The 23945-nt window shown below is 61.3% G+C and carries 25 protein-coding genes; 10 read left to right on the forward strand and 15 right to left on the reverse strand.

Annotation, left to right across the window (positions count from 1 at the left end; all coding sequences use genetic code 11):
- Window positions 1-3: 3 nt before the first annotated feature.
- On the reverse strand, window positions 4-858 hold the full coding sequence (locus PLN84_RS04880; protein WP_292384494.1) for a methanogenesis marker 8 protein: 855 nt from the start codon (window positions 856-858) through the stop codon (window positions 4-6).
- 153 nt (window positions 859-1011) lie between these two features.
- Here PLN84_RS04880 and PLN84_RS04885 point away from each other — a divergent pair, with 153 nt between their 5' ends.
- The 3 genes from PLN84_RS04885 to PLN84_RS04895 all read left to right on the forward strand — a co-directional run bounded on the left by PLN84_RS04885 (window position 1012) and on the right by PLN84_RS04895 (window position 3233).
- Window positions 1012-1170 carry a hypothetical protein gene (locus tag PLN84_RS04885; RefSeq protein ID WP_292384496.1) on the forward strand — a complete coding sequence of 53 codons (159 nt, stop codon included), beginning with the start codon at window positions 1012-1014 and terminating at the stop codon, window positions 1168-1170.
- Window positions 1171-1178: 8 nt separating this feature from the next.
- On the forward strand, window positions 1179-1928 hold the full coding sequence (locus tag PLN84_RS04890) for a heparan-alpha-glucosaminide N-acetyltransferase (protein WP_292384498.1): 750 nt from the start codon (window positions 1179-1181) through the stop codon (window positions 1926-1928).
- Window positions 1929-2162: 234 nt separating this feature from the next.
- A complete protein-coding gene (locus PLN84_RS04895) occupies window positions 2163-3233 on the forward strand; it encodes a TerC family protein (protein ID WP_292384500.1) in 1071 nt (356 codons plus the stop codon).
- Window positions 3234-3492: 259 nt separating this feature from the next.
- On the opposite strand, the gene ade is transcribed toward PLN84_RS04895, so the two are convergent.
- The 3 genes from ade to PLN84_RS04910 form a co-directional block, all read right to left on the reverse strand.
- Window positions 3493-5049: an adenine deaminase gene (ade, locus tag PLN84_RS04900; protein WP_292384502.1), complete on the reverse strand. Its 1557-nt coding sequence runs from the start codon at window positions 5047-5049 to the stop codon at window positions 3493-3495.
- Window positions 5050-5147: 98 nt separating this feature from the next.
- The gene (locus PLN84_RS04905; RefSeq protein WP_292384503.1) at window positions 5148-5507 is read right to left on the reverse strand and encodes a hypothetical protein; all 360 of its coding nucleotides are present in this window, start codon (window positions 5505-5507) and stop codon (window positions 5148-5150) included.
- A 134-nt stretch (window positions 5508-5641) separates the two neighbouring features.
- Window positions 5642-5956 carry a hypothetical protein gene (locus tag PLN84_RS04910; RefSeq protein ID WP_292558630.1) on the reverse strand — a complete coding sequence of 105 codons (315 nt, stop codon included), beginning with the start codon at window positions 5954-5956 and terminating at the stop codon, window positions 5642-5644.
- A 345-nt stretch (window positions 5957-6301) separates the two neighbouring features.
- On the opposite strand from PLN84_RS04910, the gene PLN84_RS04915 reads away from it, so the two are divergent.
- The 5 genes from PLN84_RS04915 to PLN84_RS04935 all read left to right on the forward strand — a co-directional run bounded on the left by PLN84_RS04915 (window position 6302) and on the right by PLN84_RS04935 (window position 12315).
- A complete protein-coding gene (locus tag PLN84_RS04915) occupies window positions 6302-6985 on the forward strand; it encodes a M48 family metalloprotease (RefSeq protein WP_292384505.1) in 684 nt (227 codons plus the stop codon).
- 261 nt (window positions 6986-7246) lie between these two features.
- Window positions 7247-8125, forward strand: a complete 879-nt coding sequence (locus PLN84_RS04920; protein WP_292384508.1) for an AAA family ATPase — start codon at window positions 7247-7249, stop codon at window positions 8123-8125.
- Window positions 8126-8211: 86 nt separating this feature from the next.
- On the forward strand, window positions 8212-10995 hold the full coding sequence (locus PLN84_RS04925; protein ID WP_348531950.1) for a methyl-accepting chemotaxis protein: 2784 nt from the start codon (window positions 8212-8214) through the stop codon (window positions 10993-10995).
- An 11-nt stretch (window positions 10996-11006) separates the two neighbouring features.
- A complete protein-coding gene (locus PLN84_RS04930; protein ID WP_292384511.1) occupies window positions 11007-11486 on the forward strand; it encodes a chemotaxis protein CheW in 480 nt (159 codons plus the stop codon).
- Window positions 11487-11520: 34 nt separating this feature from the next.
- Window positions 11521-12315: a protein-glutamate O-methyltransferase CheR gene (locus PLN84_RS04935; RefSeq protein WP_292384513.1), complete on the forward strand. Its 795-nt coding sequence runs from the start codon at window positions 11521-11523 to the stop codon at window positions 12313-12315.
- A gap of 21 nt (window positions 12316-12336) precedes the next feature.
- On the opposite strand, the gene PLN84_RS04940 is transcribed toward PLN84_RS04935, so the two are convergent.
- Entirely contained in the window at window positions 12337-12594 is a 258-nt protein-coding gene (locus PLN84_RS04940) for a hypothetical protein (RefSeq protein WP_292384514.1), read from the reverse strand.
- Window positions 12595-12766: 172 nt separating this feature from the next.
- On the opposite strand from PLN84_RS04940, the gene PLN84_RS04945 reads away from it, so the two are divergent.
- Window positions 12767-13345, forward strand: coding sequence for a hypothetical protein (locus tag PLN84_RS04945; protein ID WP_292384516.1), 579 nt, complete (start codon window positions 12767-12769; stop codon window positions 13343-13345).
- A gap of 1 nt (window position 13346) precedes the next feature.
- Here PLN84_RS04945 and PLN84_RS04950 read toward each other — a convergent pair whose 3' ends face one another.
- The 10 genes from PLN84_RS04950 to PLN84_RS04995 all read right to left on the reverse strand — a co-directional run bounded on the left by PLN84_RS04950 (window position 13347) and on the right by PLN84_RS04995 (window position 22564).
- Complete coding sequence (locus tag PLN84_RS04950) at window positions 13347-13532, reverse strand: hypothetical protein (protein ID WP_292384518.1); 186 nt, start codon at window positions 13530-13532, stop codon at window positions 13347-13349.
- A 29-nt stretch (window positions 13533-13561) separates the two neighbouring features.
- Entirely contained in the window at window positions 13562-13813 is a 252-nt protein-coding gene (locus tag PLN84_RS04955; RefSeq protein ID WP_292384520.1) for a hypothetical protein, read from the reverse strand.
- 383 nt (window positions 13814-14196) lie between these two features.
- Entirely contained in the window at window positions 14197-14847 is a 651-nt protein-coding gene (locus PLN84_RS04960; RefSeq protein ID WP_292384521.1) for a hypothetical protein, read from the reverse strand.
- Window positions 14848-15143: 296 nt separating this feature from the next.
- Window positions 15144-16979 carry a DHH family phosphoesterase gene (locus PLN84_RS04965; protein WP_292384523.1) on the reverse strand — a complete coding sequence of 612 codons (1836 nt, stop codon included), beginning with the start codon at window positions 16977-16979 and terminating at the stop codon, window positions 15144-15146.
- 14 nt (window positions 16980-16993) lie between these two features.
- On the reverse strand, window positions 16994-18196 hold the full coding sequence (locus tag PLN84_RS04970) for a TrkA C-terminal domain-containing protein (protein ID WP_292384524.1): 1203 nt from the start codon (window positions 18194-18196) through the stop codon (window positions 16994-16996).
- A 31-nt stretch (window positions 18197-18227) separates the two neighbouring features.
- The gene (locus tag PLN84_RS04975) at window positions 18228-19424 is read right to left on the reverse strand and encodes a magnesium transporter (RefSeq protein ID WP_292384526.1); all 1197 of its coding nucleotides are present in this window, start codon (window positions 19422-19424) and stop codon (window positions 18228-18230) included.
- 21 nt (window positions 19425-19445) lie between these two features.
- Complete coding sequence (gene rnz / locus PLN84_RS04980; RefSeq protein ID WP_292558632.1) at window positions 19446-20399, reverse strand: ribonuclease Z; 954 nt, start codon at window positions 20397-20399, stop codon at window positions 19446-19448.
- On the reverse strand, window positions 20387-21160 hold the full coding sequence (locus PLN84_RS04985; protein WP_292384529.1) for a sugar phosphate isomerase/epimerase family protein: 774 nt from the start codon (window positions 21158-21160) through the stop codon (window positions 20387-20389). Before PLN84_RS04985 ends, rnz begins: the two co-directional genes overlap by 13 nt.
- The gene (locus tag PLN84_RS04990; RefSeq protein WP_292384530.1) at window positions 21157-21705 is read right to left on the reverse strand and encodes a dephospho-CoA kinase; all 549 of its coding nucleotides are present in this window, start codon (window positions 21703-21705) and stop codon (window positions 21157-21159) included. The genes PLN84_RS04985 and PLN84_RS04990 overlap by 4 nt, the downstream gene beginning before the upstream one ends.
- Window positions 21706-21853: 148 nt before the next feature.
- Window positions 21854-22564, reverse strand: a complete 711-nt coding sequence (locus PLN84_RS04995) for an anaerobic ribonucleoside-triphosphate reductase activating protein (RefSeq protein WP_292384532.1) — start codon at window positions 22562-22564, stop codon at window positions 21854-21856.
- A gap of 175 nt (window positions 22565-22739) precedes the next feature.
- Here PLN84_RS04995 and thiC point away from each other — a divergent pair.
- Window positions 22740-23945: phosphomethylpyrimidine synthase ThiC (thiC, locus tag PLN84_RS05000; RefSeq protein ID WP_348531951.1), on the forward strand; the 1206-nt coding region annotated here is incomplete at its 3' end.

Genomic DNA, 23945 nt, shown 5'->3' on the forward strand with positions numbered 1-23945 from the left:
GCGTCAGCAGAGCGGTTCGGGAGACTGCGACCCCGGCACCGGAAGGCGCGCGCCGTGGATGATGAACGGCTGGTCGGTCTCTGCAACCTTGCCGAGGACGATCGCTTTTCCCGCCCGGGTCATCGCGAAGACCGGGATCGACGTCCCCGCCTGCAGGAGCGCGGTCTTCGCCGCCTCACGGATATGCTGTGAAGCGCATGCGGTGACCAGGTCTGCCGCGCCGGCCATCAGGACCGCGTCCTCCTGCGAGACACCGGTCGTGTGGACGGCGACGATCACGGTCTCCGGGAACCGTTCGCGGATAGCCGCCGCCTCGGCGGCAATGGCGGTGGTGACGGCGATCCGCCGGTGGCCGAGCGTTCGCGCCAGGGCGACGCCGGCGATCTGGTCGATGACGGCAGTCCCTGGGTCGAGGACCACACCTCCGTTCTCCTCGATCCGTGCGATCACCGCCGGGATCGGGCATGTCTTCACGAGGCCCGACATCCGGCCGCCGATCCCCTGGATGAGGGCGGGGTTTGCTGCAACCAGCGTCCCGGCCCCGTCGGAGGCGATCACTACGGCGTCGAGGTCCCCTCGCCGGACAGCGCTGCTCAGGAGTTCCGACGCCCCGAAGGGGACGAAGTCCGGTCCGGCAAGGACCTCGCGCTCCGGCGTGCACATCCCGAAGGACCGGATACGCGCCTCGATGTTTCTCTGTATCGCCTCGGGCGTCATCTCCTCGACCGGGCAGGCAAATCGCCGTGCCAGCGGGCAGTCCCGGATCTGCGGCGTCCCGACCTCGACCACCCGGCCGTTCCGGATCACGACCCGGCACCTGCCGGCGGCTTCTATGATATGCTCGTCACGGCCGCTCATGGTTGCACGTCCTGCATACTACCGGGTATGATGGGTATGAGGAATAATTCTGTCCCTTCCGGCCCCGGGTAACGCTTATCCGGTAGTCCTTCCTTGTGAGTGTGGGAGATCTGGTGATACAGACACAGCAGATAGATGGGATGAGGGAGGAAGATGGGTCGGATCTGTAGTCCGTTCGTCGTGATCGAGTGCAGCCGGCAGTGCGGATTTACCCGGATCTACAACGAACCCACCGAAGAGCAGAGCGAGGAGATCGCCGGGATGAAGATCTGTCCCGCCTGCGGCGCCCCTGTCCGGAGAAGGACTTTCTGACGGCAACCATGCCGGGAGAGCGTTACTGGGAGATCGATCTCGCCCGGGGCGTCGCCGTCGTGACGATGATCGTCTTTCACTCCGCCTTCGACCTCAACTTCTTCGGGGTCCTACCGCTCGACGTCTCCGGCGGGTTCCTCCGGATGCTCGCCTACCTGACCGCATCGACGTTCATCTTCCTCGTCGGGGTCTCCTTCACGATCAGTTACGCCCGGGCGGAGCGGCGGCTCACCGGGCGCGACCTCGCGCTCAAATACGCCCGGCGCGGCCTCTCGATATTCGCCCTCGGCCTCGTCATCACCACCGTCACCTGGCTCTTCCTGCCGTCCGTCTACATCGTCTTCGGTATTCTGCACTTCATCGGCATCGCCGTCCTGCTCGCGCCGCTCTTTGCACGGTTCGGCACGACAAACCTCATCATCGCGAGTATCGCCTGCCTCCTCGCCGGCTACGCCACGAACGCCGTCACGGGCCCCTGGGGCCTCCTCTGGCTCGGCATCCACCCGGCGTCGTTTGCGAGCCTCGACTACGTGCCGCTCCTCCCCTGGTTCGGCCTCGTCCTCGCCGGGATGGCCTGCGGGTCGCTCTTCTACCCGGACGGCGTGCGAGGGTTCACGCTCCGGACGGCGGAGCCGGCGGCAGCCCGTCCTCTCTCGATCCTCGGCCGTCACTCGCTCGCCATCTACTTCCTGCACCAGCCCCTCATCCTGCTCCTGATCGCGGTCCTCGCGCCCGACGCGGTGACGGGGCTCCCATGAGGGGTGCGAGGACCGCCGGGAAGCGCAACTCTGCGAGGAGTGAGTCAGCGACAGAAAGCATTTGACGGTAGAGCGGGAAATAATATGGAGGGAAGATAGGGCGCTCGGAAGTTCAACACAGGCTATTGCACGTTCTTCTCCCGCCCCGCCTACCGGGCATCCCGGCACGATCGAGACGATGCCCGGAACGCTCATGAACAACGTGAGCCCGGAATACCCGGATTGGGTGAGCCTATGACAGACGCAGCATGGATCATATTCATTATTAGCATAGTGGCGCTCCTGGCATTGGACCTCGGCGTCTTCAACCGCAAGGCCCATATCATAAAACCGAGGGAGGCGCTCCTGCAGGTCGCCGTCTTCATCGCCGCCGCGGTGATCTTCAATATCGGGATATACATCTGGATGGGGCCTCAGGCCGGACTGGAGTTCACCACCGGCTACATCATGGAGCTGATGCTCTCCGTCGACAACCTCTTCGTCTTCGTCATCGTCTTCGCCTCATTCTGCGTGCCGGCAGAGGACCAGCACAAGGTGCTCTTCTACGGCATCTTAGGGGCCCTGGTCTTCCGGTTTGCATTCATCACGGCAGGTGTGGCGCTGGTGGAGACGTTCTCCTGGATGCTCTACCTCTTCGGTGCCTTCCTGATCTTCACCGCCATCAGGATGGTGACCAAGAAGGAGGAGGCAGCGGTCGAACCGGACAAGAACATCCTGGTCCGCGCGTTCCGCAAGATCATGCCGGTCACAAAGGGTTACGAAGGCGACAAATTTTTCGTCAAGAAGCGGGATGCAACCGGCAACCTGGTGACCTGGGCCACTCCCATGTTCGTGACCCTGCTGGTGGTGGAGACCACCGACATCATGTTCGCCGTGGACTCCATCCCCGCCATCCTCGGCATCACCACCAACTCGTTCATCGTCTTCAGTTCCAATGCCTTCGCCATTCTCGGCCTGAGGTCGATGTACTTCGCGCTGGCGCACGTCATGAACGCTTTCTGTTACCTGAAGTACGGTCTGGCCGGTATCCTCAGCTTTGTCGGTGTCAAGATGCTCTTCGCCGACCTCTACCATGTCCCGGTGACGAACTCGCTCGCCGTCATCATCCTGATCCTGGCAGTGGCCATCGTCGCGTCGTTGATCAGGACCCGCCGCACCGGGACCTGTCCGGTGATGGAGGAGGTGCAGGCCGCGGCCTGCCCTGCCCTCCGGAGCCTCGATGCAGATGATTCGCCGGCCACCCGGGCAGAGACGGCCTGTCCCGCATTGGAGGAACTCAGGGAGACCGGGAACGACAATAAGTGACCCGCCGTGTCGGTTCACAATCGGGAAGGACAGAGCTGTTCTCTCTGCTGCATCACCGTCCCTCCCCTTTTTTTCTGCCCGCATCTCACCGGTACCACGCTCCCTTCGTATTCTAAACGAACCGCCGGGCTTGAAGACCGGAGCCTTTCCGCTCCGCTCCCTTCGTCTCGCAAGATAAACGCCGCCCGGCGCAGGAGGCCGGACGCGAAGAGCAATCGACCTCTAAAAGACGAACGGGAGAAAGAGCGCCGTCGGCGTCCTACTCCTCAAGCAGCGGCACGTCGGCAAATGCCAGAACGTCAAAGACCCCGCGCTCCGTGACCCGGATCTCGGGGATGACGGTCAGGGCGAGGAACGAGAGATACATGAAGGGGTTCTCGATAGACCCCAGCCGCCGGGCATGCTCCTCAAGGGTACCAAGGCGCTGCACGACCTCCCCGTAGGGGAGCGCCGACATCAGCCCGGCACACTCGAGGGGGAGCGCGGTCACCTCACGGCTGGATACCACCGCGAGCCCCCCGCCGAGCCGAACCACCTCGCCGATGGCCCGGACGATATCGGGGTCGTCGACCCCGACGGCGACGATGTTGTGGGAGTCGTGGGAGACCGAGCCTGCGATCGCCCCCTCCTGCAGGCCGAATCCATGGACGAGTCCGATGCCGGATCCCCCGGCCCGGTAACGGTCGGTGACGACCGCTTTGAGGATGTCCCGGCCGGTGTCCGGGATACCGGCGGCGTCCACCGGGCAGCGAAGGTCGCGAGTCGTGATCTGCCCGGGCACGATCCCGATCACCCGCGCCTCTCCTTTCCCGGCGATCCGTATATCCCGGGGTTCCGGCACGCGGGCGTTCAGGGTGGCCGCAGGGCAGACCGGCAGCCGGTAGCCGGCGTCGATCACCTCGACGCCGCGCTTGAACGTCTGCAGGACGTGGAAGCGCTCCGGGTCGTCGACGACGCAGAAGTCGGCGAGCCTCCCGGGAGCGAGGGCGCCCCGGTCGTGGAGACCGAACCGCCCGGCAGCCGAGAGGGTGGCCATACGGAGCGCCATTTCGACCTTGAGGCCGGAGGCGACCGCTTTCCGGATGCAATCATCGATATGCCCCTCACCGGCGAGCATATCGGCATGCCGGTCGTCGGTGGCAAAGCAGCACCGCGGCGCCGTGCAGGCGTCGACGAGCGGTAGGAGATCTTTCAGGTTCTTCTCCGTCGAGCCTTCCCGGACCAGGATGTACATTCCCCGGAGGAGTTTCTCCCGTGCCTCCGCGAGGGTCGTACACTCGTGGTCGCTTCCCGTCCCCGCATAGATGTAAGCGTTCAGGTCCTTCCCGGAGAGGAACGGCGCATGACCGTCCACGACCTCGAAGAGGTTCATCTTCGCCCGGAGGTCCTCGTCGCCGGCGAGGACACCGGGGACGTTCATCACCTCGGCAAGCCCGATGACGCCCTCCCGCCCCCGGAACCCGGCGAGGTCGGTTGCGGCAAGCACGGCGCCGCCCACATCGAGGGGGGTTGCCGGGACGCAGGAGGGGAGCATGACCAGGATATCGAGCGATGTCCGCGCTCCCTCGGCAAGCATGTATTCGATCCCCGACGCTCCGCAGACGTTCGCTATCTCGTGGGGATCGGCGATCACCGTCGTTGTGCCGTGGGCAAGGACGAGCCGGGCATACTCCGACGGCGCGAGGAGCGAACTCTCGATGTGGACGTGGGCGTCGATCAGCCCGGGCACTACGTAGGTCCCCGTAAGGTCGTAATCCTTCCTCCCCCGGTAGTCTCCAAAGCCAACGACGCGACCGTCCTTGACCGCAAAGTCCACGCGCTCCCAGGCGCACGCGAACGGGTTGAAGACCTCGCCGCCGGAGAAGACGGCATCAGCCGGTTCGAGCCCCCGCGCCGCCGCAAGCCCGGAGAGCGTCAGGCTGCCACCTCAAGGTCGCGGATGACGGACGTCCTCCGCTCCTGCCCGACGAATATGGTCAGGAAGACCCTGTACGACCCGGGCTCGAGGTCGACCGAGATTGCGTAATCGTTCTCCCCCTGGTCGAGGTTTATGTATCGCGCCCCGGAGAAGACTTCGTGCTGTTCAAGTGCCCCCACCTCCACGACCGTCACCTGGAGCACGGCATCCTCAACGGGCCCGGCAGTGTTCTCCACGTGTACCTGCAGGGCGCCGTCGCCGTAGGTCACCTCGCCAAACGATGTGGAGACGCACCCCGAAGCCCCGATGAGGACGGTAAGAGCCAGTATCAGAAAACCCACGTATTTGCTGGACATTCGCTGGGAGGACCGAAGAAGCGCGCTACGCCGGGACGGCGTAGTGCGGGCCATTGAACCTTCCGGTATTCTCCCGTTCACCTCTCTTATTCACAATTTTGGCTGCTATTATTAATATATTGTCAACTACCTCCCTAGCGGAGTGGGCTTGCAATCGGGGTCTGAAGACCACACGGTTGCAAGTCAACTACCCCGCCCTTCAGGGCGGGGTAGTTGACATAGTTTAGAGCATCATTGACATCAGCGTTGATCAGGGTGTCCAGAGCACTCCGATACAACCCCCGCTTGACCCGCCGTTTCCTTCCGTAGGGAGGTTTGCAGATCGGGTCAAGGTTCAGAGCATCGACCCGCGAGGTGTAGGCTTCAGAATGCGAGTCATCGAACCGGATCCCAAGCAACTCGCACTTGCTCTTCAGTTTCTGCCGGAACTTGTGATACGGCACCTGCACGAAGTTCTGGTTGCCCCGCTTGCGCAGGGGGCCTTCTTGCCCACTGAGGTGAAAAAGCAGGCATTCCGAACCGTTCCGATTCCAGGCTTTACCGGTGATTGAGCGTACTGTCCTTCCGGCGGGACCCGGTGTCCGGACTTCGGGCCGCAACGAGGGTGATAAAGCGACCGCTCCCACCTGCCAGGCACGGCGCCCCCCATTCCACCAGGCTCCAGGGATCTGCTGGCCTGGACCGGGATATGACAGCCGGAAATCACCCGAAAATAATACATTGCTGAATCTCTGCCTCTTCGTGGCATGGAAATTTTTAATATAATTAACTAAATATATTCATAAAGTGATTAAATGGCCGATGACAACCCCCGCCTCTACCGAATATTCCGGGAACTCCAGGAGAAAGGGTTGATCGACCGCAAGAGGAAGCTGGTGCAGTGCCCGCTTGTACTCTCCATACGGGGCTGCCCGGCGCTCAACTGCATCCGATACCAGGCTGCATTCTACGAAAAAACCCTTTCCCGGGTCAGCGACGACGCACTCAGGTTCGTGCTCCTCCACGAAGAGGGGCACATCAAGGAGGGTTCCCCCCTCATCTCCGTCCTTCCGGCCCTCCCTCTTCTCCCATGTCTCCTTCTCCTCTGGCACCCGCCCCTGGATTCACTGTTGCCGGGAGTCCTGCCGTACCTGCAGGTGACGGGCCTCCCCATCGTAAAACTAGCATTCCTTCTCCCTCTCCTCCTGCTCGTATTCTTCGCCTACCGGGCATACTATTGCCGCATGTGCGACGAGGAGTTCACCGCCGACCGGTACGCGGCAGATGCCATGCGACGCTGCTACCGGACCAGAGACCCGGGAGCTCTCCTCCAGAACATCCTCTCCGGATTGCTGGCCGGGGTCCCGGCATCGCGCCGCAGGCGGGTCTCTGGTCCGGCGCAGACGAACCCCGGGCCCCTCCGTTCCAGACCCGACTACCGGCCATCTATCGCCGAACGCGTAGAACGAGTCCGGGATAGAGCAGACCTCCCGACCTGAGACCCCGCGGCACGCCGCAGGGGCAGGGGCCTCTCCTGCTGACGCCTGTTCGTCCGCGAGATGCGAGCACCCCAAAACCTGGCGCAACCGCTACCTGCCGCGCCCCCGAAGAGGTTCACTTGCAGGGGGTTTGGGTGCAGGCACAACCCGAACCTACCAACAAGGACTGCCGATCAGATATAATCGAAAGCGTACCCCAGGGACACGCGACACTATAAAAGTAAGTTTAATAGCCCCCATTTCAAATAGAGGTATTGAGGGGTGCTGGATATCACAATTGTAGCGTTCGCCCACCACAAAGGTGGCACAGGAAAGACGACATCGTGCCTCAATGTCGCAGGATATCTCCAGAAAGACGGAAAAAGTGTTCTGGTAGTGGACTGCGACCCGCAGGCCAATGCCACCGCGGGGCTCGGGGTCAACCCCGAAACCCTCGAACTGAGTATGTATGACGTCTTCATGAGCGCGTTCGAAGGGTTTCCGGACGTCGTGATCAACGATATCATTGTCCCTACGGCATCGGGGGTCGACCTGGCTCCGGCAACCCTGGACCTCGTGGGGGTTGAGCCCTACCTCTACGGTATCGAAGACAGGGCAGGACTGCTCAAGGAGGCGCTTGCCCGGGTGAGGGGCAACTATGACTTCATCCTGATCGACACACCTCCGAGCATGGGGCAGTTCGTCATAAACGGCCTCATCGCTGCAGACCATACCGTCGTCACCCTCGATCCCGGCACCTTCGCCTTGAGAGGTATGGAAGCCCTGTCAACGGTCTTCGGCGACATCAGGGAGATGCTTGGGGAGGACGTCGCCGCAGACTTCGCCATCCTGACCCGCTGGAAGGGTTCGGGTGACCGGGCAGCCGGAACGAGCGGCCTTGCGCTCTTCCTGAAACGGATCTTCTCACCCGGCCCCTCCGTGGAAGAGGAGAAGGAGAGAGAACGGCTGAAGGTCTTTGAGGCCGAGGTCCGGAGATCGTTCAAACAGGTATTCGCAGTCCCCTACTCACCTGCTATCTACGAAACGCAGCAGAAAGGGCTTCCGATATCCCACTACGCACCCGAGAGCGAGGCGGGCCGAGAATACCGGGCAATAACAACTGCGCTCCTGGCACTGGATGAGGACCATGATGAGGTGTGATGATGATCGATAAACCTGGAAGAAAAGCACTCTTTACCGGCCCGGTTGTGCCGGGTACTGCAGGACAGACACGGGAACACGGAGCAGTGGTACTGCCCGAGGGGATCGAGGCTGCGCTCCACGCGGGGCTTGGCGGCGACGATTCCGCAAGGATCGACCCAGCCGGTGTGCCGGAAGAGTTCCGGCCCCTGGCGGTCTCGCTCAATGCGCTGCTCGATAAGAAGCAGGAGGAGAAGCAGACCCTCAAGAGCCGGCTGGTGGAGGCGAGGGCGCTTCTGAAGAGCTCCGATACGATCATCCAGCAGAACCCGATGCCCATCCTTGTCGTCGACCCGCAGTTCAAGATAACCGTGGCAAACAGCGCCTATGCCGAGATGAGCGGGATCCCGATGGACCAGGTGCTCGGCAGGAGCCTCAAGGACTTCAAGATAACGTCGCAGAAGGGTTCGGGTCTCCGGCAGGCAATCCAGGAGAAGAAGCGCGTCTCCGGGGAAGTCATCGTCGAACTACCCTCGGGGACTCATACGCTCGAACAGTACGGCATCCCGCTTCTCGACAAAAATAATGCGGTCGAGAACGTCCTCATCGTCTATAACGACGTCACCCGACAGCGGGAGGGAGAAGAGGAGATCAAGGTCCAGATGGAGAATATTGCCGAATTGCAACGGCAGTCCGAGACGATCGTCCAGAAGAACCCGATGCCCATCCTGGTCGTCGACACCGGGATGAAGATCCTCACGGCCAACGAGGCATACCTCCAGCTGACCGGCATCGATCGGTCTCGTATCGCAACGATGACCCTGCGGGACTTCAAAGTACATAGCCAGAAAGGAGACGGGATCAAGAAGGTGCTCACCGAGAAGGTGCGGGTGTACGGCGAAGTGACGGTCGAGTTTCCCACCGGCACCTACATCCTGGAGCAGTACGGGATCCCGCTCACAAACGAGAAGAACGAACTGACGGGGATCCTGATCGTCTACAACGACGTCACCGAAAAACGGCAAGAAGAGGACGAGATCCGGAGGATGCAGCACCGCATCGACACGATGATCAAGTTAAACCCGCTTGCGATCGCGACGCTTCGTCCCGACAAGAGCCGGATCGACATCAACGACGAGTACGCCCGGATGTGGCGGGGGACCCGGGAAGAGACCCTTGCAAAGAAGCTCTACGACTACGACATCACCATCCTCGATGGCGACCACTTCTACGCCTGCTACGAGTCGAAGAAGCCCGCACGAACCGATGTCATGGTCAAGTGGCCCGACGGCGTGAAGAAGTACCTCACCCTGAACGCCATTCCGATCCTGGACGCGAAGGGCGATATCGAGATGGCCTTCTACGTCTGGAACGACTGGACCGACCTCCAGAAGGAGAAGGAGGAGGTCGAGAAGACCGAGCACCGGGTGGATGCGATGATCAAGCAGAACCCGCTCGCGATCGCGACGCTTCGTCCCGACAAGAGCCGGATCGACATCAACGACGAGTACGCCCGGATGTGGCGGGGGACCCGGGAAGAGACCCTTGCAAAGAAGCTCTACGACTACGACATCACCATCCTCGATGGCGACCACTTCTACGCCTGCTACGAGTCGAAGAAACTCGCCCGGACCGACGTCATGGTCAAGTGGCCCGACGGCGTGAAGAAGTATCTCACCCTGAACGCCATTCCGATCCTGGATGCGAAAGGCGATATCGAGATGGCCTTCTACGTCTGGAACGACTGGACCGAGCAGCGGGAGAGAGAAGACCAGATCCGGGACCTGATGGAGACCGCGAAGCAGGAGAGCGAGAGACTCGCAGGGAGCGCCCGCGAACTCGGAGGCGCACTCGCCGCCATGGCAAAGGGCGACCTGACGGCGTTCGTGGACGCAGAGACAGGCGACCCGCTTCATGAAGTCAAGAGCGATTACAACGCCTCGCTGACTGCCATCCGCACCCTCCTCGGGGAAGTGGCAAAAGCGGCGCACCAGGTGGATATGACCACAAAAGAGGTCAGCAAGAGCACCGACGAGATTATCCGGGCCACGGAGCAGGTCGCCGTCTCGACACAGCAGTCTTCGGAGGATGCACGGCGGCAGCTTGAGAAGATCGAGGAGATCGGGACGGACATCAACGATCTTTCGGCATCCATCGAGGAGATTGCAAGCACGTCGCAGGAGGTCATGGAGCAGGCCTCGAAGGCGTCGAAGGAGGGGAACGATGCGGCCTCGCTCGGCGAAGTCGCGGCAAAGAAGATGCAGCTCGTCGAGGAGATCTCCACGCAGACGGTGGACGAGATCAGCACCCTCAACAACCAGATGCGGGAGATCAACAATATCGTCAAGTTGATCACGGATATCGCCAACCAGACCAATCTCCTTGCACTGAACGCAGCCATCGAGGCCGCCCGTGCCGGGGAGCATGGCCGCGGGTTCGCCGTCGTCGCAGGCGAGATCAGAAACCTTGCCGGGGAGTCCAAGCGGGCGAGCCAGGACATCGAGGACCTGATCAGGACGATTCAGGCGAGCACCGACAAGACCGCAGGCTCGATGCAGGCGTCTCACCAGGAGATCCAGGCAGGCATCGAGAGCGTCAACAAGGTCATCGTGGGCTTAAACCGGATCGTCAAAGGCGTGGAAGTGGTCGCCCATGGTATCACCGAGATCACGAAGGCCACCGAAGATCAGGCGAGTTCCACCAACAACGTCATGCAGAAGATGGATGAGTCCACCCACATGACCAAGGAAAGCCTGGACCGCACCGAGGATATGGCGGCACTCGCAGAGGAAGTCAGCGCGTCGACAGAGGAGGTCGGGAGCGCATCGCACGAACTGGCAGGCATGGCCGAACAACTCGAGAAGGTAATGAAACAGTTCAAACTCACCTGAGGGAGGAGACGATGGCAGCACCCGTAGACGTAGTAGAGTTCCAGCTCGGGGAAGAGCACTACGCTCTGGATATCCAGATTGCACGCGAGATCGTGGAGATGATGCCGATCACTCCCCTTCCTCGTGCTCCCGAATACCTTGCGGGCATCATCAACCTGCGGGGCGAGATCACGAATATCATCGACCTCAGAGACCTCCTCGGGCTCCCCGAATCCGGAGAGGCTGAGAACCGGAAGATCGTCGTGTTGATGCCGGATGTGGCGGGCGGATCGAACGTGGGGATCATCGTCGATGATGTTTACAGCGTCATCTCGGTTCGAGATGAGCAGATTGAGCGGATCAACGATGGCATCACCTCGTCGATCAGCGATTATGTCAAGGCGATCATCAAGATGGGGGCCGAAGATGACGAGAAACCCAAGACCCTCATCATCTGGCTCGACGTCCAGAAGGTGATCAGTGATCTCGGGCACTACCAGACCACAGCATAACGGGATCCCTCGCCCGGCAAGAGCAGAGTATCACATGGATGCATTTCTATCGCTCCAGACGAGCATCGAGAAACTGGTCCGGATCAAGTGCTCGAATTACAAAGAGGACTACATCAAGCGGCGCATCCTCTCCCGGATGCGCCTGACGAACACTGCGGACTACGAAGCCTACCACAAATACCTCCTCGCAACCCCCCAGGAGATCGACCTGCTCCGCAACGCCCTCACTATCAACGTCACCAAATTCTTCCGGGACCCGGAGGTCTTTGAGGTGATGCGGCGGGAAGTGCTGCCGGATCTCGCTCGTCGCAAGGGAACGATCAGGATCTGGTGCGCCGGATGCGCCACGGGTGAAGAGCCCTACTCGATCGCCATCCTCGCGCACGACCTGATGGCGCTTCATCCGGGTGTCAGCGTAACGATATACGCGACCGATATCGACGCCGTGGTGCTGCAGAAAGCCACGGCCGGGATCTATGACAGAAAGGCGCTTGAGAATGTGGATGAGCGCCAGCTCCGGAAGCATTTCGTCAGCCGCGATGACGACACGTTCGAAGTCCGTCCCCACGTCAAAAACCTCGTCAAGTTCCGGAAACACGACCTGATGTCGGGAGTTCCCATCACACGATACCTTGACGCCGTCATCTGCCGGAACGTCACCATCTACTTCACCGAGAAGCAGAAGAACGACTTGACACACCTTTTTTACTCCGCACTCGCGAGCGACGGCTACTATGTCATCGGTAAAACTGAGTACCTGGGAAGAGAGGTGGAGCACCTCTTCACGCCGTATAATACCATGCAGAAGATACTCAAGAAGGCCGCGTAGTGCGGGTATACCGGGCGAATATTACCGGCGGCCGGAAAGGTCCCTCTCCGTCACGGTTTCGTCGAACTGCGACATCCGGTGCATGAAGGCCTTCCGGGCCCGGTAGCGCTTCAGTTCGGCGAAGAGCAGGAAGAAGTTCACGCCGACGATGACGATGACGAGCATGAGGCTGATCCAGAGCCGGCTGTCGTTCTGGGTTGTGATGAAGAGCGCGACAAGAAGCACCACGAACGAGAGCAGATAAAATATCACCCACGTGCGAACCTCTGTGACGTCCATGCTCTCATCAGGACAATGGTATCGTCTCCTTATTAACGGTTCTTTTTTGAAACGCCGATTGTGAGAGTAACCATGAGGAATCCGGGATTATTCGGCACCGAATACCACCCTGTAGGCAAGGATGCAGAGCAGGAATCAAAAGGTCTTTTGCCTCGCACTTCCCTCTACACCTGTGGATAAAGGCGACGTCTTCAGCATTGTTGCCGCCCTGATCATCGTCGTTGCAGTAGCGGTGGTGTTTCGCCCGCCCGGAGCGGATGCAGGGACGGAGGTTCCGGAAGGCCCCGCACCGGAGATCACCCCGACGCCGTCCATCACCGCTCCCCCTGCGCCGGAACCCACCAGAATCTCCTACACGAGCGGGATCTGGAGTTACCCCCTCGTTCACCTCCCTGATAACCTCACCCGTTATGGCGGGTCCGATCCGCCCTGGAAAGAGACCGCAGATATCATTCCGTTCGCATACCTCGAGGAGGCAAGAGGAGGCATCACCGAGACGTTTCACGTACCGTATGCTGTCTGGAGGCTGAACTGCAGCGTCTCTGCAATAGTACGGCCTGAAGCGGCGCATTTCCGGATGGCACTGATCGAACGGGAGAGGGGGACGATCGTAGAAGGGGTCGACCTGCACTATCCGGGCAGCATCATCAAAAATGTCGAAAGAGGAGGGAAAGACTTTTACCTGATCGTCAGCGTGGATGATGTGGAGTCATACCGTATCACCCTGGAGACGCTCCCCGCATACCGCTGATTCAGATCTTCTCGACGGTGATCCGGACCCGATCTCCGGCCCGCACACCGTGCCCCTTCGGGACGTCGATGTTGAACCAGAGCACTTCCGGATTCTCGTGGCTCTTGTCCTGGGACATGAGGCAATCCTTGTGGTCGTTGATGTTGGCCACAAACTCGACGGGTGCTTCGAACTCAATGATCTTCATGCCGTAGAATAGAGTGTCCCGGGATAAAATCATGCTGGACGAGGAGTAACCCGCCACGTCGTACTGTTCGAGTAACTCCAGCGCCTGATATCCAGCTCGTCGCAGATCTCTGAGAGGATGGCAAGGTTGATGCCGACCTCTTTTGGAGAGAGGCCCAGATCAGTTGCGATATACTTTGATTTGAAGTAGGATTTGCCTGCTTTCAACCCTGACTTGAGGTGATACAGGATCTTTCTCTGGGTATCGCTGTATCGCTCTTTAATGCGGTCCTTTGTCGACATCCACTCATTCCCTCGTGAGGAAGACCTTTTGTGCCAAACATTATATATACTTATTCATTTGATCTCGTTGAATCTCACTACCGCTATACAAATAGGTGTATATAATTGAGCATCGTCGCACCGATCGGCGGCGCGAGGTGTAGGATCTGTAACCGGAACCGGATGCCCGGGCGGCACAGGCGCGGGTGGCGGAGGAGGAGGACGGGGTCCCACCCTTCATGCCGCAACCAGGAGCCCACCAGCGGCGAGGCTCCCGGCGCCGCGGTTTATTCGGGGCGGGCCGTCTCTGATCGTACTTCCCGCCACGACGCCGCTCGCGACGGGAACCCCTGCCGAACGGCATCGGCCGGGGCAGGAACGCATTTGCAATACGTGTTCTGCCGTTACCTTCTGTTCCTCAACATCACGACAAGGAGCCCGGCGATTGCAACGCCGACAACGACGGCAATGAGCGAGAGGGAGGCCGTCGGCGTCGGGCTGGGATTAACCTGCGCTGCCTGCATCGGTGTGAACGTCGGCATCTCAACCGTGGAAGTCTCCGCCGGTGTCGCCCCGGTCGCCGCATCCGTCGCAATTATGATGGGCGCTCCCGTCTCCATGGTGGTCTCAGCGAAGGTCTCGTAGGCGGTCGCATTGGAGGTCCCATTGACGGATTCGTTCTCCAGAGTCTCGTTGGTGGTCTCGTTATCCAGCGTCTCCTCCGGGGTCTCCGTCAGGGTTTCTTCCAGGGCCAGGGTGTCCAGCGTCTCTACCGGGGTCTCTGTCAGGGTTTCTTCCAGGGCCAGGGTGTCCAGCGTCTCCTCCGGGGTTTCCGTCAGGGTTTCTTCAGGAATCTCAGTCAGAGTCTCTTCCGGGGTCTCCTCCGGAGTCGCTGTCTGGGTCTCTACCGGGGTTTCGGCAGGTGTTGGAGAGAGAGTCCAGGTCAACGGGGTCGTGGGTGCCTCGGTCTGGGCTGCCACCGGGAACACAAACGTCGTTGCTGCCACAAGCAGCACAACCAGGAACCCGCTCCATGTCCATTGGTATCCTGTCATGGAGACTTCTGTTTGGTATAACCATATTTTTATATTTCGGTCTCCATCAAAATCACCCCAACGGGTAACTATCCCTTGCCGCCCCATAACGTGGTGCTACACATCGCCGCACCGCAGCGAACCCCCGGAGAAAAACGCGATACCGGCACAGGATGGACCTCCCGACGTGGTCGGCCCTGCTGCTACCCACCTGAAACCCTCCGCCACTCATGGCGTCCAGACGGTAGCCTGCCGACGGCAGCCCTGCAACACTATCGGCGAGACTCCTCGCCGCACAAGCAAGAAATAAATAGCGATCAGATTGGTGCTTCACCAATCTTCCGGATCAGGCTCTCGAGCACCACATCGCGCATCCCTTCCACGAACTTGATGCTCCCGACGACAAGGTGGCCGCCGCCGCTCACGCCCCCGCCGGAGATCTCGCTATGGAGCTCACGCACCATCCGGGGGATGTTCATCATGACGCCACGGGAGCGCAGGACGGCGAAATCCGGCCCGAACCCGAGTGTGACGATCGGTTCTCCCGGGTGCGCCCGGACCAGCCGGTCGTGCACCTCTCCCGAGGTCTTGCCGGGCGGCGGGAACGTGAACCGGTGGGCAAACATCTCCACATCGAGCATGAAGAGGTGAGCACCGCTCGGCAGCATCCGGCTCTCGACATGGGGCATGATAGCCTCGAGCTGCTCCGCGATCGCGTGATTCGCTTCTTCGACAAGCAGGTTGACGAACTGCTCGTGGCGTTCGGGGTTCCCGGAGAGGTTCAGGATATCCTTGACGATCTCTCTCCCGTCGCTGAACCGGAGCCAGAACTGCTCATAGTCGAGTGCCAGCGCGATATCGCGGCAATCATCCTCCGAGTACTCAGGCGCGGCCACCGCGAGGTAGCGGGCACGCTCCGGCGCTTCGCTCCGGTCGCCGACCCCCGCGATCGCCGGCAGGTGCCGGATCTGGCCCTCGACCGCCGGGTTGACCATACGGGCGACCTCTGTGCCCAGCATCCCTGCTGTCACCCCGTAATCGCCGCCCACGTGGTAGGGGTTGACGTGCCCGATCAGGTAATCATCTACGATCTCGTCGGGGTGGTGGTGGTCGACGACCATCACCGGGAGCTCGAAGATCCGGGTCACCTTCAGCGACGGCATGTCCTCCTCGGTCGACCCGTTGTCCATCAGGAGGATCATCGGCATCTTCTGCCCATAGCGGACGTTGTCCTTGAGGGCGAAGTCAAGATCCCGCGTGATATCTTCAATCTCATAGAACGGGGCCTTGGACGGAGACCGCTTGAAGAGGAAGTACTCCGCGTCGAAGTCCCCGCCGCTCTCCCGGATCAGCGCGGTCACCGCCTGTTCGATCGCGACGGCGGCGCATATGCCGTCCGCGTCCGCGTGGTGCCTGAGGATGATCGGCCGCGCGGTCAGGACCGCTCTTCGGATCTCCTTTGCCACCTGGCGCATCTGCGGCCGAAGAGCATCGAGGACCTCGCTCTCGATGAGGAACGGGAGGTCGACCGGTTCCGCACGCTCGTCGAGCGCCGCATCGATACGCCCCCGGACCTGTGCCGCATCCTCCGGCGCGAGGACCTCCATGGACCGGATCTCGATCTGGAGCTGGTTGTTGCGCTGCATCACCTCACCCGTGAGGGCGACGATATCCCCGAGGTTCACCTCAGGGTAGGCGCGGACGCCCGCTTCGATGAACGCAGCAGCGTTCGCGGTGCCGGACTCATCCACAACAGTGAAGATCGTCGGCCCCGATGTCTGCTTGATCTGGGCGACCTCGCCCTCGATCAGCACCGTCCTGCCGATCTTCGTCCCGATATCCGCGAGAAGCACACTCGTCATCTTGCGGGTCACGGTCTCCGTCTGGTAGACAGTCGGCGTGACCTCCTCGAGGTCGATGTTGCCGTTGCTCCGGATCTGAAGGACGTAGACGAGGATCGGATCGCGTTCCTCGTGCTGCACCTTCACGTTGCTCTTATGAACGAGCCCTTTGACCCGGTCGTTTAACTGGACAAAGACGCCGAACGGGGCGAAACCCTGCACCCGCCCCAGGTATATCTTCCCTTCCTCCACCTCGTCGAGCGTACAGTTCGCTCCGAGGCGGTAGACAATCGTATCTTTCGTATCTTCCATGATACTTCACCAAATCATTCTTCGGGCACCTCAACGGTGTGCCCTGCGAGTTCATACAGCCGGCACTCACCGTCTCGTCTGCCTTTTGCGATGATAATATCACCGCTCTCCAGTCGAACGCCCTTCCCCGGGCGGTAGACCCACCGGTCGGCGTGCTTGATGGCGAGCACGACCATCCCGGTCACCGTCCCGAGCGACACTTCTTTGAGGGTTCTCCCCACGAGCGGCGACGACTCCGCTACAGGCATCCGCGTGATGATCTCGTCCGACTCGCGAACGATCTTCTTAAAGACCGGCGGGATCTCGATATCGCGCAGGAGCACATCGACGATGGCATGGGCCGAATCGCTGATCGCCTGCGCAAACGAGGACATATATAGGAGTCCCCGGAGGTAGCGCACGTCGTCGATCTTTCGTGCCGCTTCGAGGATCCAGAGGTCCAGGTCGTAGCGCATGTCGTCGAGCGCCGTATCGAGAGCGACCACCTCGTGCGCCACCTCCTTATTGTTGAAGAGCAGGGAGGTGTACGCGAGCCCCACAGAGAGTTCCGAGAGATTCTTCATCTCGATGATCAGTTGAACCGCCCGGTCGAGGTCGTCGACCTCGCCCGCACGCGAGGGTTCGCTTACGGGGAACTCCACTGCCCCCGCCATCCGGGAGAGGATATCCGCCCCGGCTTCCGGACCCCGCGAGAGCAGGATATCGTCCTTCTCCACCCGGGTAGTCTTGTCGGGGTCGTATATCCACCCCTTACCACGCCGGATGGCGATGACCTGCATACCGGTCGTGCTCTGGACCTTGAGGTCGCCGAGGGTGCGGCCGGCAAGGTCGCTTCCCAGACTGACGATTACCCGGGTGACGATCTCTTCCGCCTCGGGAAAGACGCGCTTGAGTTTTGCCGGAAACCGGATATCCTTCAGGATGAGTTTTGCTATGTCCGAAGCCGAGTTCGCGATCCTCTCCGCCGCCTCGGCCACCTGGAGCATGCCGCTCATCGCTTCTGCCTCTTCGAGCCTTCTAGCGCCGAGGACGCTCTGAATCCTGGCCTGATAGACCAGTTTATTCATACCTTCCTCGAGATTGATCACTTCGAGCGCTATCTCTTTGCCGTCGAAGAGTATCGCGGAGTAAGCGAGATCAACCATCAGTTCAGAGACATCCTTCATCTCGATCAGGACGTCTTTGAAGCTGATCGGCTGGTATTCACGTTCCGTCATGGGTCTGTTAACCGTTTTTTGTTATCTTTCACTACAACAGCAGGTCTATCGCTGCCACGAGGGTAGCTGCACCGATCAGGTCGATAAGGCTTGTGATGACAGGGATTCCGAAGTTATCGGGATCAAGGCCGTACCGGAACGAAAGGCTCGCCGTGGCGTATGCCACGGCGTTCACCAGTGTCATGACGGCCAGACCTGCTACAAGGCTGATAATGACCAGCATCCCGAGACCGGGGCTGTTCAACCCCATGAGCACCGCCGCACTATGCGCGATGAGCGCCAGCAGTGGAAGCAGTATCAACGTATAGAGGTAGGAAATAATAAAATGATGCACTACGCCGCGCTCGGGGAGGAACGAGGGGTTGACCTCGCCGGTATGCATCTCCGTCGATAGGCGCGATCCGAGGATGCCGCCTATCGACCCGAGACCGCCCATGAACGGCGGTATCAGGATGAGGAAGACCGCGAGCGCGAGTAGGTTGTCGAGGTTGAGCGAGTAGGTCAGTCCCGCCAGGGTGCCGAAGGTGCTGAGCGGGACGAGGAGGAAGAGATTCTCCCGGACGATAGCGCCCATGCCCTCCAGGCGGCGCCGGGTGTAGAGGATGATGACGATGGCGGTTGCGACCGCGACGGCCACGAGCACCAGGCGTGTCGGGGGGGAGAGGAGCATGACGAACGTCGCGGAGAGCACCAGGATCGGGAGCGTGACGATATCGCCCGAGGTGGTGACGGTCGGTGCGGCGATCATGTCGAGGTCGAGACCGTAGCGGTAACTTGTCAGCGCAACGACCAGGGTGATCCCCATCACCACCAACCCCGAGACAACGCCGCAGACGACCGAGATCAGCACGAGGTCGGTGACGCCCACCACGGGAAACCCGCAAAGAGTGCTTAACGCGTAGGCGAAGATGCCGAGGGCGAACGCTATGAGGATAGTCACCACAAGCGAGGCGCGGATGTTGTCGCCGAGGACGGAGCCTTCCTGAAAGTCGATGGAGAACTCCCCGAGGTGCATCGACGACGAAAGGCGGGATGCGAAGACCCCGGCGATGCTCCCCCGCATGTTGATGATCGACGGCAGGAGCACCATCAGGCCGGGTATCAGCCCGAGGACTTCACGGACGGAACCAAGATAGATGCCTGCAATGCTCAAGGCGGCGGCGCTGGCAAGCAGAGCGCCAAGACCGGTCAGTATCAGGCGGCTCTGGCTGAATAGGCCCTGCCACATCACCATCACCGTCCATCACAATCAACCCCGGTACGGGATCTCCAGCACCGTCAGATCGGCCGGGAGGATCACGTCTCCTTCATAATTTCGCTTTGCATCGCGTATATGGTTTGCTGTGCTGGTATAGCGGGAACTTATGTGCATCAGGGCGAGCATACGAGCGCTTGTGGCTGCTGCCGCCTCACCGGCCTCGCCGGCGGTGGAGTGCATGACCTCCCGGGCGCGGTCGCTCTCCTGGTCGTCGAATGTGGCGTCGTGGATCAGGAGATCGGCGTTCCGGAGCATCGCGGCGATCTCGGGCTGGTGCTGGAGCGGCCGCGTGTCCCCGGTGTAGGCAATCTTCCGCCCCGGGCGTGGTTCACCCATAATATCGGCAGGCCGGACGACAGCCTCGACGCCGTCGCGGACGATGCGGACTTCCTCACCGCGCTGCAGCCGCCCGAAGAGCGGGCCCGGCGGGACGCCGAGCGCGATCGCCTGTTCGCGGTTGAACCGACCGGGCCGCTCGTCCTCCTCCATAACGTAGCCGAGGCCGGGGATGCCGTGGTGCGTTGCAAACGCCCGGACAGTGTAGCCGTTGAAAGGCACGACCGAACCGTGGCTGAGGGTATGAGCGGTGACCGTGAACCCCCGGGCGTGGCGGTTGATCCTCTGGACGAGATCGACGAACTCCTCGACCCAGGACGGACCGTAGATCGGGAGCGACTCGGTTCGTCCCATGAACGCAAGCGTCTCGACAAGCCCGAAGATGCCAAGGAAGTGGTCGGCATGCCAGTGGGTGACGAAGACGGCGTCAACGGTGAACCCGGTCCGGGCACGCATCATCTGCTGCTGGGTGCCCTCCCCGCAGTCGAAGAGCAGGGTGTCGGAGCCGCGCCGGATCAGGATGCAGGAGGGGTTCCTCTGCGGGGACGGGAGCGCTCCCGCCGTGCCGAGGAAGTGGACGTGCAGGGTCTCGCCGGCTATACGAACCACTTCCTGAATGCTACAAGGCTCCGTTCGGCCTCTTCGAGCGTCCGGCCCTCGATCACGACCCGGCCGGAGTAGTCACGGGCGACGACCCGCCCGACCTTCTCCCACCTGACGGTCCCGTCACCGAGGGCAAGGTGCTCGTCCGATTGTCCATGGTTGTCGTGAATGTGCAGGTGACTTACCTCACGGACGTGCGTGAGGAACGCATCGACAAGACCGTTGGTGTTGGCGTGCCCGATATCGAGTGTGACCCCGATCCCGGGGATCCCTTCCGTGAGGCCGAGGATCTCCTCGGGGTAGCGACAGAGAAAGTCCTTGATGCTGATCATGTTCTCGACGCACGCGAGGACGCCGTGGTCCTCCGCATACTTCCCTATCTCGACCAGTGCAGTCTTCTGCATCTCCCAGACCTTCTCGGGGACGAGTTTTCCCACGGGGGATACAAACCCGGGGTGGATCGTCACCCGGTCGGTCAGTTCGGCTGCGTGGTGGATGCAGCAGCAGGTCTGGCGGATGGACTCGCGCCAGATGGGGTAGTTTACCGACGCGAGGTTCAAGTCGCTGAAGGGAGCGTGAACGGTCGCGAGAAGGCCGGTGCTCTCGAGAATCTCCCGGACAGCGGCAAAATTCTCGGGGTTATCCAGGCGGTATTTCCCGTCGGCGGCGATCTCCCAGCCGGTATACCCGATATCCTCAAGCCCATAGATCCAGTCCCGGGACTCCCAGACTTTAGATGAAGATGCAAAATACGGAGTAAGGCTCATGGCATCTCCCCCAGACGGCGGAGCAGGGAGCGGGCCTCTCGAGCAAACTCATCGAGCGTTCCCTCGTTCACGATCCGGTAGTCTGCTCCTTCCAGGGCCCGGCCGAGCCCCCACCCGAGTTCACGCTCGTCGCGGGCCTGGAGTTCTTCAGCGGTGAGGGAGTCGTCGGACCGGCCGCGGTTCGTGAGCCTCGTATAGCGCTTCGCAAACGACGATTCTATCCCGATGAGCGTGAAGTCGGGGAAGTGCTCCCGAAACGCCGCCACCTCGTAATCACCCCTGATCCCATCCACCAGGACCACCGGAGCGGCCGTTGCCTCGATGGCCGGGATGGTGATCCGGGCGATGGCATCCATGCCGAGGTCCGCGCGCAATCTCCCCGCGACCGCACCGAGGTTCGCGTCCGTCAGGGGGAGCCCGACCTCCTTCACCCGTTCCCGTATCGCATCCCCCATGACCACAACCGGGATCCCGAGGTCCCGGGCGATCCTCGACACCTCACCCTTCCCGCTTGCCGGCATACCAACGATTCCAATGACCTTCATCAGGGTTTCTCCATCAAATTATGCTATTGTATCCAGAACAGCGGGCCGTACCGGTGAGAGACCGGCTGCAGGGTCCCGGCGGTGCAGGTTGTGGCGGCCGCCACAATCATCCCCATAATGTGCGTTTCCGACGATATTATGTTTAGCGTCACGAAAACGGCTTCTGTTCCGGATCGTACCCGACCTCGCCGTCCTCCCGGGTCCGTATCAGGACGCTCCGGCGAAGAGGCGCCGCTGCCGCCTCGAGTTCCTGCCGGGTCAGGGGGACGAACCCCGCGGCCACCCCCTGCTGGAGCACGAGGTCCAGGTCCCCGGCCGCCTCCGCGATGGAGGGGAGGTTGTCCTCGCGGCCCCGGAAGAGGGTGACCACGATCTGGCAGGAGACAAGGCTGCCGTCGGTCTTCGCCCGCCTGCAGGCGGCGAGCGACCGTTTCACGGCATCGGCGGCGGCAAGTCCCAGGAGGTCGTCGTAGCGCTCCCACGTTGTCTTGATATCGAGCGCGACCATATCCACGAGGTGCCGGTCGAGCAGGTCTTCGAGCACGCCGGGGAAGATGCCGTTCGTGTGCAGGCCGACGGATAACCCCATCGTGCGAGCGGCGGCGGCGAGGTGGAGGAGTGCCGGCCCCTGCAGGGTAGGTTCCCCGCCGGAGAAGACCACGGCGCCGGCGACCGTGCGGGAACTGCGGATCATCGCGATGATCTCGTCTGCGTCGCGGAGATCCTCGCCGCCCTGGAGGTCGACGTTGTGGCAGTAGAAGCAACGCGCGGGGCATCCCCGGAGAAAGACGGTGCAGGCCGCCCGCCCCCGCCAATCAACGGTGCTGATCGGGACAAAACCTCCGAAATTGATGTACACAGGATCACCAGGCGATATAGAGGTGCTTCCTTATTTCTTGTAAGCCTTGGCTTTCCGGCTACGAAAAAAGATCTGCATAAGAGTAAGTCAAGTTTACTTGTTGAGAGAACAACTCAATTTTAACCGGAATTTTAAAAACAAGCCTTTATCAATTCTTTTCCTCAAATATACACTCATGGGTCTCATAGAAGACGCCCGGCGAGGCGTCATCACCGAGGAGATGCGGATCGTCGCAGCAGCAGAGGGTGTAACCGAAGAGTTTGTCAGGCGCGGCGTGGCCGAAGGTCACATCGTCATTCCGGTCTCTCCCTACCGGAAGGTGAAGATCTGCGGTATCGGCGAAGGGCTCCGCACGAAGGTCAACGCGAGCATCGGGACGTCGACGGATATCGTCGACGTCGATATGGAGATCGAGAAGGTCCGGCAGGCCGAACGCGCCGGTGCCGATACGCTGATGGAACTCTCCACCGGCGGCGACTTTGCAGAGATCCGGCGCCGGGTCGTCGAGGCGACCAACCTCTCGGTCGGGTCGGTCCCGCTCTACCAGGCGTTCATCGAGGCCGCCCGGAAGCACGGGGCGGTCGTCCACATGGAAGAGGACGATCTCTTCCGGATCACGGCGGAGCAGGCGAAGCTCGGGACCAACTTCATGGCGATCCACACCGGGATCAACTACGAGACGATGAAGCGCCTGCAGAACCAGGGGCGGCACGGCGGGCTCGTCTCCCGGGGCGGGGCCTTCATGACCGCGTGGATGCTTCACAACGAGAAGGAGAACCCGCTGTATTCGGAGTTCGATTACCTTGTCGAGATCTTGAAAGAGCACGAGGTCACCCTCTCGTTCGGCAACGGGATGCGGGCGGGCGCGGTCCACGATGCGACCGACCGTGCACAGATCCAGGAACTGCTCATCAACGCCGAACTCGCCGACAAGGCACACGAGCAGGGCGTGCAGGCGATCATCGAGGGGCCGGGACATATCCCGATCGACGAGATCCAGACCAACGTCGTCCTGCAGAAGCGCGTCACGAACCGGAAACCGTTCTACATGCTCGGGCCCCTGGTCACCGATATCGCGCCCGGCTACGACGACAGGGTCGCCGCTATCGGCGCCGCGCTCTCCTCCTCCTACGGCGCCGATTTCATCTGCTACGTGACGCCGGCAGAGCACCTGGCGCTCCCCACCCCCGAGGAGGTCTACGAGGGCGTCATCAGTTCGAGGATCGCCGCCCACGTCGGGGATATGATCAAGCTCAAGAAGCGCGACGCCGATCTCGAGATGGGCCACGCCCGCCGCGACCTCGACTGGGAGCGGCAGTTTGCGGTCGCGATGAACCCCGAGCGCGCCCGGGCGATCCGGGCCGAGCGGATGCCGGCCGAC

Source organism: Methanoculleus sp. (assembly GCF_035363275.1).
Classification (GTDB): Archaea; Halobacteriota; Methanomicrobia; order Methanomicrobiales; family Methanoculleaceae; genus Methanoculleus.